At 39.6% G+C, this 14,747-nt stretch carries 14 protein-coding genes and 1 other annotated feature; all 14 genes read left to right on the top strand.

Annotated features, from left to right (window positions below; all coding sequences use genetic code 11):
• Positions 1 to 23: 23 nt before the first annotated feature.
• The 14 genes from MR181_RS00280 to recA all read left to right on the top strand — a co-directional run bounded on the left by MR181_RS00280 (position 24) and on the right by recA (position 14,572).
• A complete protein-coding gene (locus MR181_RS00280; protein WP_242333597.1) occupies positions 24 to 662 on the top strand; it encodes a JAB domain-containing protein in 639 nt (212 codons plus the stop codon).
• A gap of 143 nt (positions 663 to 805) precedes the next feature.
• On the top strand, positions 806 to 1,810 hold the full coding sequence (locus MR181_RS00275) for a rod shape-determining protein (RefSeq protein ID WP_148444673.1): 1,005 nt from the start codon (positions 806 to 808) through the stop codon (positions 1,808 to 1,810).
• An 87-nt stretch (positions 1,811 to 1,897) separates the two neighbouring features.
• Positions 1,898 to 2,746: a rod shape-determining protein MreC gene (gene mreC / locus MR181_RS00270; protein ID WP_191911732.1), complete on the top strand. Its 849-nt coding sequence runs from the start codon at positions 1,898 to 1,900 to the stop codon at positions 2,744 to 2,746.
• A 13-nt stretch (positions 2,747 to 2,759) separates the two neighbouring features.
• The gene (gene mreD / locus MR181_RS00265; RefSeq protein ID WP_191911731.1) at positions 2,760 to 3,296 is read left to right on the top strand and encodes a rod shape-determining protein MreD; all 537 of its coding nucleotides are present in this window, start codon (positions 2,760 to 2,762) and stop codon (positions 3,294 to 3,296) included.
• A 47-nt stretch (positions 3,297 to 3,343) separates the two neighbouring features.
• Positions 3,344 to 3,575: a binding site (T-box leader), on the top strand.
• A gap of 176 nt (positions 3,576 to 3,751) precedes the next feature.
• On the top strand, positions 3,752 to 4,399 hold the full coding sequence (locus MR181_RS00260; protein WP_191911730.1) for an amino acid ABC transporter permease: 648 nt from the start codon (positions 3,752 to 3,754) through the stop codon (positions 4,397 to 4,399).
• Between the two features lie 13 nt (positions 4,400 to 4,412).
• Complete coding sequence (locus MR181_RS00255; RefSeq protein WP_191911729.1) at positions 4,413 to 5,060, top strand: amino acid ABC transporter ATP-binding protein; 648 nt, start codon at positions 4,413 to 4,415, stop codon at positions 5,058 to 5,060.
• Between the two features lie 18 nt (positions 5,061 to 5,078).
• Positions 5,079 to 5,921 (top strand): amino acid ABC transporter substrate-binding protein, encoded by an 843-nt coding sequence (locus tag MR181_RS00250; RefSeq protein ID WP_191911728.1) that lies wholly within the window; start codon positions 5,079 to 5,081, stop codon positions 5,919 to 5,921.
• A 192-nt stretch (positions 5,922 to 6,113) separates the two neighbouring features.
• On the top strand, positions 6,114 to 7,367 hold the full coding sequence (gene yfmF / locus MR181_RS00245; RefSeq protein WP_242333593.1) for an EF-P 5-aminopentanol modification-associated protein YfmF: 1,254 nt from the start codon (positions 6,114 to 6,116) through the stop codon (positions 7,365 to 7,367).
• A gap of 6 nt (positions 7,368 to 7,373) precedes the next feature.
• Positions 7,374 to 8,672 carry an EF-P 5-aminopentanol modification-associated protein YfmH gene (yfmH, locus tag MR181_RS00240; RefSeq protein WP_191911726.1) on the top strand — a complete coding sequence of 433 codons (1,299 nt, stop codon included), beginning with the start codon at positions 7,374 to 7,376 and terminating at the stop codon, positions 8,670 to 8,672.
• A gap of 84 nt (positions 8,673 to 8,756) precedes the next feature.
• Entirely contained in the window at positions 8,757 to 9,818 is a 1,062-nt protein-coding gene (locus tag MR181_RS00235) for a helix-turn-helix domain-containing protein (RefSeq protein ID WP_242333591.1), read from the top strand.
• 21 nt (positions 9,819 to 9,839) lie between these two features.
• A complete protein-coding gene (gene pgsA, locus MR181_RS00230) occupies positions 9,840 to 10,427 on the top strand; it encodes a CDP-diacylglycerol--glycerol-3-phosphate 3-phosphatidyltransferase (protein ID WP_191911724.1) in 588 nt (195 codons plus the stop codon).
• A gap of 178 nt (positions 10,428 to 10,605) precedes the next feature.
• Complete coding sequence (locus MR181_RS00225; RefSeq protein ID WP_242333588.1) at positions 10,606 to 11,964, top strand: MFS transporter; 1,359 nt, start codon at positions 10,606 to 10,608, stop codon at positions 11,962 to 11,964.
• 195 nt (positions 11,965 to 12,159) lie between these two features.
• Positions 12,160 to 13,401: a competence/damage-inducible protein A gene (locus tag MR181_RS00220; protein WP_242333585.1), complete on the top strand. Its 1,242-nt coding sequence runs from the start codon at positions 12,160 to 12,162 to the stop codon at positions 13,399 to 13,401.
• 88 nt (positions 13,402 to 13,489) lie between these two features.
• Positions 13,490 to 14,572 carry a recombinase RecA gene (gene recA, locus MR181_RS00215; RefSeq protein WP_191911721.1) on the top strand — a complete coding sequence of 361 codons (1,083 nt, stop codon included), beginning with the start codon at positions 13,490 to 13,492 and terminating at the stop codon, positions 14,570 to 14,572.
• Positions 14,573 to 14,747: the final 175 nt, after the last annotated feature.

Here is a 14,747-nt window from a genome sequence, read left to right as displayed (position 1 = left end):
ACGGAAAAAAGGAGTTTTTATTTATGTTTACACCAGAATCAACCCAATACTTACAGCTCGTTGGCAGAATTTTAATTGATGGTAGTGAAGAAGCAAATGTGCTATTTCGGCAGTTTATTAGTCAGTACCCAACACCAATTTCAATCAAAAATATGACGAACGCTGAAAAAGACGAACTGCTTGAAGAAGATGAACGAATGGAGATCCTTCTTGCAGCAATTGAGCTTGGAATAATGGTAGTGCGGAGTCAGGCACCATTGCTTGGTCACGCTTATTCTAGCCAATTATTAAGTACTGAGATGATGGATCGGTTAAGCGGGGAAAATCAGGAAAGTCTCTATTTGGTAGGCACGGATGTTCATAATGATATTATTGATATTAAAAAAATGTTTGTCGGCGGGTTGAGTGAATGTAGTGTTTACCCTGACCGAGTTTTCCGCCGGGCATTGTTACAATCTGTAAATGGAATTGCAGTTGTTCATAACCATCCCTCTGGGAATGTTGAACCGTCCTCAGCTGATATTGCGATGATTAAACGGTTAGAAAAAGGCAGTCGGATCTTAGGAATAACGTTCCTTGATTTTCTTATTGTCGGTCGGAGTAGTTATTATAGTTGGCGTGAAAACCAGGCATTTCACAAAAACGAGGAAGAAAAAAGTTAAAGAAAACGTTAATTTATCAAAGAATAAGCCATTTATGGCGATTTATTGTGTATATTAAGGTTCGTATATGGCTTTTTGCTATGGTATAATATGCTCGATATTAGATTAAAAAATAATTTACTAAAATGAAGGGAAGAAGCAGATTGCTAGGAATCGGAACCAAAAATATTGGCATCGACCTCGGAACGGCAAACACGATTGTGTATGTTGAAGGCAAAGGAATTGTATTACGCGAACCATCAGTTGTTGCTCGTAATACTAAAACCAATGAAGTTATCTCTGTAGGTAAAGATGCTCGAGATATGATCGGTCGAACCCCAGGTAGTATTACAGCTATTCGGCCAATGAAGGATGGGGTTATTGCTGATTATGATACGACTGTTGCCATGATGAAGTATTACATTGAAAAGGCTCTTGGTAACTCTAATGGTAAGCCATACGTAATGGTATGTGTTCCAAGCGGAATTACTGAGGTTGAAAAGCGGGCTGTGATTGACGCTACTCGTGTTGCAGGAGCACGTGATGCTTACGTTATTGAAGAACCATTTGCAGCTGCTATTGGTGCTGGTCTTCCAGTTATGGATCCAACAGGAAGCATGGTTGTTGATATTGGTGGTGGAACTACCGATGTTGCTACTATTTCATTAGGTGGCATTGTTTCTAGTCGTTCAATTCGGATGGCTGGGGATGAAATGAATGATGCAATTGCACAATATGTTCGTCAAAACATGAACCTGCTGATTGGTGAACGAACTGCCGAAAAGATTAAATGGGATATTGGTTCTGCTTCTACAGATGCAGCTGCTGAAATGGGTTCAACAGAAGTTCGGGGACGGGATCTTGTTACCGGATTACCAAAGACAATGGAAGTTTCTGCAAAAGATGTTTCCGTTGCTTTGCAGGATGTTGTTGACTCAATCATTGATGCAATTAAAGGGACTCTAGAAGAAACATCTCCAGAAATAGCTGCTGATGTGATTGATCACGGAATCGTCCTCACCGGTGGTGGTGCGTTATTAAAGCACTTACCTGACGTAATTGCCGATGCTACTAAGGTTCCCGTATTTATTGCAAATGATCCGCTTGACTGTGTTGCAACTGGGACAGGTGAATCATTAAAGAGTATCGATGTAATGAAGAAAAAGTAATAAGTAACGGGATGGGGCTGGTCGCAAAACGATTTGTTTTGTCCAGTCCTTTCTTATTAGCTAGTAAAGAAATGCTGGAGGAATAAAATGCGCAAGTTTTTTTCCAATCGACGGCTTGTTATTCTTGTGCTAATTTTAATTGCGTGTTTCGGTTTAATGGCCGGTTCTGTCTCAATGCGCAATCGTCGGAATACGCCCCCATTGATCCAACAATTTGGTAATGATATCGTTGGCTTTGTAGATAGAGTCGTTGCTATTCCGGTAAATGCCGTTCAGAGTGGTTTTAGTTCTGTAGGGCAATTGATGAATACATATTCTGAAAACCGGGAATTAAAGCAACAGGTAACTGAATTAGCACAAACAAAGGTCCGTGATCAGACCTTAGCAAAGGAAAATAAAGAACTAAAGCAAGAATTAAAGCTTAATAAGTCTTTGACTGATTACAATACAATTACGGCTTCTGTAATGATGAGAACACCATCATCATGGCAGAAACAATTGGTAATTAATAAGGGACAATCTAATGGAATTAAGAAAAATATGCCAGTAATGAGTGGTAGTGGTTTGATTGGCCGAATTAGTGAGGTTAACAAGACTAATAGTAAGGTTGAACTATTAAGCAATACTGGTGAATCTGCCAATCGGTTTGCCGTAACGATTGATGGAACTAATGGCCGAACCGTTAACGGAATTATTACCGGTTACGATGCTTCAACTGATGAGCTAATTATGGGACAAGTTAGTTCTAAGGCTAAGTTGAAGAAGGGAACTAAGGTAATGACGAGTGGTATGGGTGGAGTAACACCGAAGGGCCTTTATGTTGGTCGCGTAACTCGTGTAGGGAAAGACGACTACGGATTAGCCCAAAAGGTATATATTAAGCCCGCTGCTGATATGAATGACGTTAATATTGTGACCGTTGCCGAACCGGCTTAATCGAGGTGGTTGAATGTATAGATTATCGAGATTAAGATACATTTTTCCGTTAGGATTGTTTATATCATTGTTCTTAGATGGTTCACTAAGTAACGTCTGGGCAAAGTTGTTTTTTAGCTATCCATATTCAATGATGAGTGAGTTGGTGCTGCTTTGGTTGGTTCTCTCGTATTATTTTGAAGAAGATATTGAAATTCCGTTAATTCCTTTTGCTGCACTTGCGGGGATCATATTTGATGTCTACTTTACGGGAATTTTAGGATTAGATATTTTCCTTTTTCCGTTAATCGTTGAACTTACTAAAGTTCTCTCGAGATATTTTAGCCAGTCATTTTTAACGATTATTATGATATTCTTTATTGATATTGTCGCCTTTGTAACGTTAACGTACTGGGCATATTCGTTAGTAGGGATCACGCATATGAATATTGGTGACTACCTTGTGTACACCCTTGCACCAACCTTAGCGCTTAATTTGGTTTACTTTGTAATCCTTTATTGGCCAATTCAGGCAATTTATACTTGGGCTTTAACAGAAAAAAGATCTTAAAAAGGATTGACAAAGTGAATTATCAAGTGTAGGATACATGACAATATCAAAAAACGAAGAACAGACTAGTAAAGAATTAACTTATCCTTTAGAGAGTTCACGGTGGTGGGATGTGAATGGGTTAGTGTTCTTGAATCACATCTGCAAGTTGATCCGTTGAAGTAAGTAGGTGGATCCGGGGAAGCCCGTTACAGCGCGGAGTTTAATTAATGAACTTACTGAGGTTGCTTTTGTGAGAAAGTAACAACATGAGGTGGAACCGCGTAAAACGCCCTCATAGTCATATTTGACTATGAGGGCGTTTTTCTCTTTCCGAATAATTAGACTCACGAGGTAATTACTGTGAGGTAATTATAAAATGAGGTGGGACCACGACTTGTTCGTCCTCTTAAACTAATGCTAGTTTAAGAGGATTTTTTTGGTTAACGTTTTTCGCAATTCAAGGAGGTTTTAAAATGTCACTCAATTATGTTTCACAAATCTTGCCTTCACTTATTCAAGGGGCTGGATTAACGCTACAAATCTTTTTTTGGACACTAATTATTTCAATCCCCTTAGGAATCATTGTAAGTTTGGGGCTAACATCAAAGGTTAAGCCACTTAAATGGGTTTTAGAAATTTATGTTTGGCTAATGCGGGGAACACCGTTACTTCTGCAATTAATTTTTGTCTTTTATGGGCTGCCAATTATTGGGGTTGTTTTTCAACGATACGATGCGGCTTTAGTTGCATTTATTCTTAATTACGCTGCTTACTTTGCGGAAATATTCCGTGGTGGTTTTCAATCTGTTAGCGTTGGTCAGTATGAAGCTGCCAAAGTGTTACGGTTAAATTACTGGCAAACCGTCCGGAAGATTATTATTCCCCAAGTTGTTAAAATCGTTATCCCATCAATTGGAAATGAAGTCATTAACCTGGTAAAAGATTCTTCCTTAGTTTATGTTATCGGTCTTGGTGACCTCTTACGTGCGGGGAATGTGGCAACTTCACGGGATGTTACTCTTGTCCCGTTGCTCCTAGTTGGTTTAATTTACCTAATTCTTGTTGGAATTTGTACGTTGGTATTACGGCAAGTCGAAAAGCGGTACTCATATTTTAAGTAAGGAGGAGTAGTCAATGTTAGAAGTTAAAAATTTAAAGAAAAGCTTCGGCGATCGGGTAATTCTTGATAATGTTAACCTTACCGTTAAGGACGATGAGATTCTTTGTATTGTTGGTCCTTCTGGTGCTGGGAAAACGACTTTGCTGCGTTGCATTACTGGCTTAGATACTCCTGATAGTGGTGAATTCTTGATGGATGGCAAACCATTCGATCCTCAAGGAACAGGTGCTTCAGATCGGGTAATTGGGGTTGTCTTTCAAGATTTTAACCTTTTCCCGAACCTTTCAGTAATGGAGAATATTACCCTTGCGCCAACGATGGTACTTAAACAATCAAAAGATGAGGCAGTAAAAAAAGCTCAGGGGTTATTAGCTGAATTAGGGTTGTCAACAAAAGGAAACCTTTATCCTTGGCAATTATCTGGTGGACAAAAGCAACGGGTAGCAATTGCGCGAGCCTTAGCAATGAAGCCTAAAATTCTTTGTTATGATGAACCAACGTCAGCTCTTGACCCGAACCTTCGTCAAGATGTTGCTAACATTATTCTTTCGTTAAAGAAGGGTGGAGTAACCCAGTTAGTAGTTACTCACGATTTGGACTTTGCTGAAGAAATTGCTGACGATTTACTGAAGGTTAATCCGCTTGATCAAAGTCGAGACTAAGAATGAGAGGTGCTTGCGATGCGTAAAATTAAATATTGGCTGGTGCTTCTAGCTTTAATTACGCCCGTCATTATTCTTAGTGGTTGTGAGAGTGTTACCCAACGTGCGGATACTCAAGATACCTGGAACCGAATTGAACGCAGAAAGCGGGTTGTTATCGGTCTAGATGATAGCTTTGTTCCGATGGGTTTTCGGCAAAAAAACGGAAAGTTAGTTGGGTATGATGTTGACTTGGCACGGGCCGTTTTTAAGCAGTACGGGATTAAGGCTGATTTTCAACCAATTGATTGGTCAATGAAGGAAACGGAATTGAAAAATGGGACAATTGATTTGCTCTGGAATGGGTATTCAATTAACCCTAGTCGACGGAAAAAAGTTGCTTTCAGTCGGCCATATTTGAAGAACGAACAGATTCTTGTTACCAAAAAGGCGTCTAATATTTTAAACTTTGCTGATATGAAGGGAAAATCATTAGGGGTTCAGAATGGTTCAACTGGACTTACCGCATTGGACGAGCGGCCTAAGGTTCTTAAGGACTTAATTAAAAACCAGAAACCAGTCCTCTATGATACTTTCCCGGACGCATTTATTGACTTAAATGCAAACCGGATTCAGGGAATTTTGATGGATCAGGTATATGCCGATTATTATATTAAACACCAAAAAAATAGTGCGTCATACAGGACCTATTCTAGTAAAGAACTTCCTGTTGAGTATTATGCCGTGGGAATGCGGAAGGGTGACAAGACTCTGCGCCACAAAATTAATGCTGGACTGGGTAAGTTACAGAAGAATGGTGAGTTAAGAAAAATTAACCAGAAGTGGTTTGGCACTAATAGTAACTACCTTGGTGCGGATTAAAAAATTATCTGTGACATATTTAAACCATAAAAGTGGTCTTTGGTATTTAACGATTAAATGCTAGGGACCACATCTTTTTTAAAATTAAATTATCGGCAAAGTTTGTAATTTAGAGCCTGATAAAGTATTATTATTCAGTATGATTTAGTTCGATCTATAATTTTAATTGCATTGGGGAAGGGAGATATATCAGTGGATTATCGTCTTGCTAAGGGTGTCGATTTGCATGTTATTCCGACAAAGCAGTTTAAGATGACCCATATCTTGATTGACTTTGCGACACCACAGACAACTACGAATGCCACAGCAAGGAACCTCCTTGCTAACCTATTAGAAACAAGTACTCATCTTTATCCGACACAAACAGCGCTTGCACGTCAGATGGCAAAATTGTATGGAGCATTTGTTTCGCTTGGTGTTGGTCGGGTAGGCCAGTTGCATACCGTTCGACTGCGATCAAGTTTTATTAATAATCAGTTGGCACAGAATAATTTATTTGCACAGGTAACTGAGTTAATTAATCAGGTACTATTCCACCCATTAATTGATGATGGTGAATTTGATAGCCCAACATTTCGTCTGCAGGTAAATAACCTTGCTAGTTCAATTAAGGCGCTATATGATGACAAACAATTTTATGCTAATCAGCAATTATTAAAGCTTTATTATTCTCCTGATTCTGTGATGAGGACGCCAAGCTTTGGTAAAATTATGGATCTTGATTACTGTACGCCAGCAAGTCTTGTTCAAACATATGAAAAGATGATTAATCAGGATAAAATTGATATTTTTGTTTTGGGAAATGTTGATCCTGAAAACGTGTATTCAGCAATTTATCAATTACCATTTGCTGACCGAAATCCACAACTTCCCGACCAACCATTCTACTTTCAACAAGTTCATGAAGATATAGTTAGTCAAGAAGAGCAGCAACATGTTAGTCAGGCTAAACTAGACCTTGGTTATCACCTGCCGATTTATTACCGTGATCCGCTGTATCCGGCTGCTCTCGTTTTCAATGGTCTCTTTGGTGGGACACCTTATTCAAAACTATTTACTAATGTTCGTGAAAAGGCAGGATTAGCATATTACGCTTCAAGTCGCCTGGCACCATTCTCTGGATTAGTTAACGTGCAGACCGGGATCCAGTCAACTGATTACCAGACCGCTTTAACAATGATCCAGGAACAGGTAACCGAACTCCAAACCGGAAACTTTACTGGAGACTTAATGCGTGAAGTTCAGGATGCATTAGTTAATCAGCATTATGCTGGTTTTGATCTTGCAAATAACATTTTAGAACATCACTTGGTTAACCAATTACTTTCATTAGGGGAACAAACAGACTTTGCAAATCAAATCAACCGGGTGACAAAGAATGATGTGATGAAAGTTGCATCAATGATCAAGCTACAGGCAAGTTATTTATTGAGTGGTGAAAAATAAAACTATATGAATAAAGAAGTTTATGACGAATTCAACCAACCGGTTTACCGGCAACAGCTAGCAACCGGCTTATCTTTGCAGATGATTCCAATGAGTGGTTATCATAAAACTTATGCAATTTTTACTACTAATTTTGGCTCAATTGATAATCATTTTGTTCCGTACGGCAAAAAAGACGCAATTCAGGTTCCAGACGGGATCGCGCATTTCTTAGAACATAAAATGTTTGAAAAGGCTGATCATGATGCCTTTGACTTATTTGGGAAACTTGGCGCTGATTCAAACGCCTTTACGAGCTTCACTCAAACTAGTTACCTCTTTTCCACTACCGATCATGTTCGGGAAAGTCTGAATGTCCTGCTCGATTTTGTCCAGGAACCGTACTTTACAGAACAAACGGTAAAGAAAGAACAGGGAATTATTGGTCAAGAGATAAAAATGTATGAGGATGACGCTTCCTGGCGGTTATATCTTGGAATCTTAGGTAACCTTTATCCTAATGATCCCATGCACATTGATATTGCAGGAACTGTTGATAGTATTAGTAAAATTACTCCCGAGTACTTAATGGAAACTTATCGGACCTTCTATCAACCAAGTAATATGAACCTAGTATTGGCAGGAAAGTTGGATCCAGATGAGGCTGTTGAGTGGGTAACTGATAATCAAAGTCGTCGGCAATTCTTACCTGCAATAACACCAGAGCGGGTATTTAACCTTAATGATCCATCTGCTCACGATGTTATTCCGTTTCGGTCCCTAACGATGGATGTGGCTAGACCAAAAGTCATTGTTGGGTTGCGCGGAATTGAGATGCCTGAAAGTGGTCGAGAACGATTACATTATAAATTAGCAATTGATTTGTTACTTGATGTTCTTTTTGATGATACTTCGGACAATTATTTACGGTTATACAACAATGAGGTTCTTGACGATTCATTTGCTTATAATTTAGAAATGCAACGGGATTTTTACTTTGCATATTTCAGTTCTGACACCGATCAAATGGAACGATTTGCGGACGAAGTGATTGCTATTTTAGAAAGTGCGGATCAGCAAATTGATGCCGCGAGAACACGCTTTAATGAAATCAAGAATGCGGAGATTGGCCGTTTAACTGGCTTATTGGATTCACCAGAGGCTGTTGCAAACCATTATGGAGGAAGTTTCTTTGATGGTGCTAACCTGATGGATGAGATTAGGGAATTACGATCAATTGATTTGAATGACCTTTATGATGTTGCCAAGCGCTTCATTGTTTCACAGGGAATTTCTGTATTCCAAATCATTCCCCAGCACCGTTAATTCAAGACTTTCTTAATAATTAATAGCGGGATGCCATGCTATAATTAGCAGGTAGGATTAAAATTCAGAGATGGAGATATCACAATGAGTGAAAACGATAATGAACAACAAATCCAAATTGGAAAGAAGCTACGCGATGCTCGACAAGCTAAGGGCTATACGTTAGATGATTTACAACAGTTAACGAAGATTCAGAAACGATACTTAATTGCAATTGAGGACGAAAAATTTGATGAGTTGCCAGGCGACTTTTACGTTCGGGCATTTATTAAGCAGTATGCAGATACGGTGGGCCTTGATGGCAATGAGTTATTAAAAGAGTTTAACGAACAATTACCTAAGGCGAAGACAGAGGAATATTCCGATCATATTAGTCAGGCAGTTGAAACACGGGCAAATCGGCGGAAAACCGTTAGTCAAGGAGTTAGTAAAGTTCGCCAATACATGCCAACTATTATTATTGCGTGTGTAATCGTGATTGTTTTAGCTGCAATTTGGGTAACTGCGATTGTTCGTGGCCACCAGGATTCTTCAACCAAGATTGATAATAGCTCCGTTTCGGTTTCAGGTGAAAGCCGAAAGAAGAGTAGCAGTTCTGTAAAGAAGAGCTCCACTAAGACGAAGAAGAGTACAGCTATTAAATTAACAGAAGCTAGCCGGAATAATAATAGCGTTACTTACAATGCCGCTTCATTAAAGAAGGATGCTAAGTTACAAATCAAGACAAGTGGTCGGGCATGGAACAGTGTTACTACCGATGGCACTAGTGCTTTAAGTCGGACAATGGACGCTAATTCAACGGCTGATGTAACTATTAAGCGAACTACTAATACCGTTGTTATTACGGTTGGTAATGCTTCAGCTACTACCTTAAGACTTGGTAACAAGAAGATTAACTTTACGGATAATGGTCGCTACAATAATACTCGAACAGTAACGATTCACTTTGGTAACTCATCAAGTTCATCCGTGTCAAGCAGCGGTTCTTCTAGTCGAACCACTAGCGGTCAGCAGACTACTACGCAGACGACGAGAACAAACCAAACCAATCAAACGACAACTAATGCGCCCAGGACTACTACAAATCAAGGTCAGAACCGGACGCAAACACAACAGTCACAAACTAACCAAACGCAATCACGCTAATGGTTATGAGGAGGAAGCAATTTGAATTTACCTAATAAACTAACCGTTGTGCGGTTAATCATTATTCCCTTTTTCTTGCTATTAATGGTTCTGCCATTACAATCGTGGGGAGCAGTCAGCTTCTGGGGAGCAACGATTCCTGTTTCACAATTCATTGCTGCAATTTTGTTTATCGCAGCAACATTGACTGATAATTTAGACGGTCGAATTGCACGGAAACATCACTTGGTAACTAATTTTGGGAAGTTTACTGATCCGCTAGCAGATAAATTACTGGTAATGACGGCATTTATTGTTTTGACTGGTAATCAGATTGTTCCTGCCTGGGTAACATCAATTATTATCTGGCGAGAATTATCAGTTACCGGGTTGCGCCTCTTATTAGTAGAGCAAGACGGTGTTGTTCTGGCCGCTAAAATGCCAGGGAAAATTAAAACAACTACTCAGTTTATTGCAATTATCTTTTTACTTCTTAATAACGTGATTTTTGCAATTTGGGGAATTCCATTTGGTCAAATTATGCTATATATTTGCCTATTCTTTACCATTTATTCTGGGGTTGACTACTTTATTCAGGGACGAGATGTCTTTTCAGACGGCTTTAAATAACTATTAGTTTTATATATCCGAAACGGCGACTTTGCTTAGCTTTGAGTGAAGTCGTTTTTGTTTTGATAAAACCAGTTATTGATATTTTTGAAAAAAATGTTCATTTATATTTTGAAATATGTTAAAATCGGCCTGTACCTTTTTCTTGAAAGGGATTTCATATTAAGGAGATGTAGTTATGCTTTCATTTTTAAAACCAGCTCCTGATGCTAAAACTAAGGTTCCGAAGGATAAAATTTCAACCGTTTATAAGTGGCGTCAAGTTGGTGTTTTATTGTCAATCTGTATTGGTTACATTGGCTATTATGTTATTCGTCTTATTTTTACAACCGAACAGAACGACATTATGAAGCAATATGGATTTACCACAGCTGATATCGGGATGGTTCTTTCATGTTTTGGTATTGGTTATGGTATTTCTAAGCTATTCATGGGAGCACTCAGTGATAAGAGTAATCCAAACCACTACCTGGCAACTGGATTGATTATTTCAGCAATTTTGAACTTCGGGTTAGGGGCTACAAGGAACCTCTATGTAATGATGTTCTTAATGCTTGTAATGTCAGTTGCTCAAGGGATGGGTGCCGCTGCATGTCAACGGATTGTTCAACTTTGGTGGGGGAAGAAGCACCGTGGAGCTATTTACTCCATTTGGTCCTCTGCCCACAACGCTGGTGCCTTTGTCTGTGTTGCCGTTGTCCAATTAGCAACTTTCATGTTTTCTGGCTCAATCCCAGCTGTGTTCTACACGGCATCAGTTGTTTCACTGATTATTGCTGCCTTCGTATTGATTTGTGGTGCTGATCGGCCAACAACTGTAGGTTTGCCAAGCATTTCTCAATATACTGGTGATGAAGTTGTCCTTGAAAACGGTAAGGCTTCTTCATCAGAATTGACAAATTTAACCTTGCCACAAATCTTTGTAAAGTACATTTTAACTAATAAGGTAGTTTGGGCGATCACGTTAACTTCAATGTCTCTTTACCTGGTTCGTTACGGGGTTATGAGTTGGATTCCTAGTTTCCTTGTTCAATCTAAGGGGTTTAGTCCATCATTTGCTAAGTGGTTAGTTGGGATCTTTGAATTAGCAGCTGTTCCTGGTGTTATTATCATGGGTGCCATTTCTGACTTCTTGAAAGATCGGCGGGCAATTGTTTGTATCGCTTGCGTTATCTTACTTTTCATTTGCCTGACTACTTACTTCTTTAGTACAAGTCATGCCTTAATTGTTACTGTCCTTTTCATTATGGGAACCTTAATTTATGCACCATTAACATTGGTTGGTTTAATGGTTAATGAAGCTGTTCCGAAGTTTGCTGTTGGATCATCAACAGGATTCATGGGCTTCTTCCAGTACATTTTTGGTGAAACCTTAGCAACTGCCTTAATTGGGGTCTTAGTATCCAAGTATGGTTGGTTAGCAAGTAACATTGTCCTCTATTCAGCCGCAACGCTTGCCCTCTTGTTGTTAATCTATATTATGTTTAACGAAAACCGTGTGGCTAAGCTTGCTAAAGAGGAAAATATTAAGGAATAAGCACTAAGCTATTTTTAAGAACATTCGTAACTGAAAAACTCTAGTTCCAGTTTATCTGGATACTAGAGCTTTTTTGCTTAAGACTTATATCTCTTAGAAATTAGTTATATCATTTATCTAGGGCAATCAAAATTATTTTCCATAAAAAATAAAATTAAAGTAATTTTACGTTATTGATAGTTGGAGGCAAAAAACATGAATGCAGAAATTATTTCGGTTGGTGATGAACTTCAGCGTGGTGAAATTGTGAATACTAATTCGGCATTTTTAGCAAAAAAGCTCAATTCGTTAGGCATTACGGTAGCATCACAAGTGACAGTCGGAGATGATCCGATCGCCATTATTGACTGTGTGCGGAATGCACAAGATCGCGCAGAGATTACTTTTGTTTGTGGCGGTTTAGGACCAACAGCAGATGATGTTACTTTGTCAGCGGTTGCCCGTGGTGTTGGAGCACTGGTAAAGACCGATGATCAAACCTGGCACCATCTTTTGAGGATCTTTGCACAGCGGCAAATTCCGGTTCAGCCTGAAAATAAGCGACAGGCACAATATATTGGTGAGCTGATTCCAAATTCACGGGGACTCGCCTTAGGAAGTTGGTTTAAAGCGAAAAAGCACCGAGTGGTAATTCTTCCTGGACCACCTGCCGAATTTCAGACAATGGTGGAGCAGGGGGTGCTTCCGCGAATTATCAAAGAGTTTAGTATTCAAAAAACAATTAAAACACGAGCACTCCATTTCCTTGGTCGTCCCGAATCAACCTTAATGAGCGAGTTAAAGCCGATAATGGATGACTATCCTAATGTTGCTATTACTTCCTACGTCAAACCAACTAATATTGAGTTGCGGTTGACGATAATTGCAAATGTACAAGCGGATATTAAGGCAATCTTTGACCAAGTAACTAAGGCAATTCTGAAAAAAGAGCAACAATACTATCTGGGAATGGGGAACGACTTTAATTTAGCTAATGAAGTTGTTGGTCTCCTTAAGCAACAAGGGTTAACAATTACGGGAGCTGAAAGCTTAACTGGCGGACTCTTTCAAAGTACGGTTTGTTCTGTACCTGGAGCTTCAGCGATCTTTAATGGTGGCTTTGTTACCTATGCTGCTGAAGCAAAAATTAACTTACTTGGTATTCCAGCTTCACTAATTAAACAAAACGGGGTTGTAAGTAGCGCGACTGCTCAGGCAATGGCAGATAACTCACGAAAGAAACTCGATGCTGACTTTGGGATCGGCTTTACAGGGGTAGCCGGACCTGATGAATTAGAAGGACAACCAGCTGGAACGGTGTGGATTGGACTGGCGCGTAAAGGGCAACCTACTATCTCTAAGCAGTTGCGACTGGCCGGATATTTGGGACGACAAGAAATTCGGTTATTGAGCGTCCAATATGGTTTACAGATGCTTTTACAAGAATTAAAAAAATAACCGAACGATTGTTTGCTAAAATTCTTGTTTTTTTGTCCAAAACTGTTATGATTATTAACGGATATCCCGTTTCAAAGGAGGAATTATTTTGGCTGATCAACGAAAAGCAGCACTTGATGTCGCAATTCGTAAAATTGAAAAGAATTTCGGTAAGGGTTCCATCATGCGGATGGGAGACGCAGCCGATATGAAGATTGCTACAGTTTCAAGTGGTTCATTAGCAATTGACAAGGCCCTTGGTGTGGGTGGCTACCCTCGGGGGCGAATTGTTGAAATCTATGGTCCTGAAAGTTCAGGTAAGACGACAGTTGCTTTACAAGCGGTTGCTGAAGTACAGCGTCAAGGCGGGACTGCTGCCTATATTGACGCTGAAAACGCCCTTGATCCTCAATATGCAGAGGCATTAGGTGTAAATGTCGATGACTTACTTCTTTCCCAACCAGATACTGGTGAAGAAGGGCTAGAAATTGCGGATGCATTAATTTCTAGTGGAGCAGTTGACTTGGTAGTTGTTGACTCAGTGGCTGCGCTTGTTCCGCGTGCCGAAATTGAAGGTGAGATGGGGGACGCCCACGTTGGTCTTCAGGCACGGTTAATGTCACAAGCATTGCGGAAGCTTTCTGGGGAAATTAATAAGACAAAGACGATTGCCATTTTTATCAACCAAATTCGTGAGAAAGTTGGTGTGATGTTCGGTAACCCAGAAACTACTACTGGTGGGCGAGCATTAAAGTTCTACTCAACAATTCGAATGGAAATTCGGCGGTCTGAGCAGATTAAAAACGGGACTAATGTTATTGGTAACCGGACTAAAATTAAAATCGTTAAGAATAAGGTTGCTCCACCATTTAAGCGTGCTGAAGTTGACATTATGTATGGTGAAGGAATTTCCAAGACCGGTGAGCTTCTTGACATGGCTGTCGAGCAAGACCTCGTTAAGAAGTCTGGTGCGTGGTACTCATATGGCGATGAACGGATCGGTCAAGGACGTGAAAATGCCAAGAAGTGGTTGGCTGAACATCCTGATAGTATGACTGAGCTGATGAATAAGGTTCGTGAAGCCAATGGAATGGAACCATTAAAGGATACCGCAAATAAGGCCCAGAATGAGAAGCAAAGTACTAGTTCCGAGGCTAAGCAAGAAACAATTGAAGAAGCAAGCAAAAAGTAACAATTTTAATAACTACTGGTAATAGATAAAGACCGGGGAAAGCATTTTGTTTTTCCCGGCCTTCTTTAATTATTGAAAGAATGGTTGACACCAATTAACGGCAAGCTTAAAATTTAATTTGTGTGGTATTTAATTTATCATACGGTTAAATTAAACTAATTAATTGAACCAATAA

The sequence above is a fragment of the Limosilactobacillus urinaemulieris genome (genome assembly GCF_932750685.1).
GTDB classification, from domain to species: domain Bacteria; phylum Bacillota; class Bacilli; order Lactobacillales; family Lactobacillaceae; genus Limosilactobacillus; species Limosilactobacillus urinaemulieris.
This window is presented reverse-complemented; position numbering and strand designations above follow the sequence as displayed.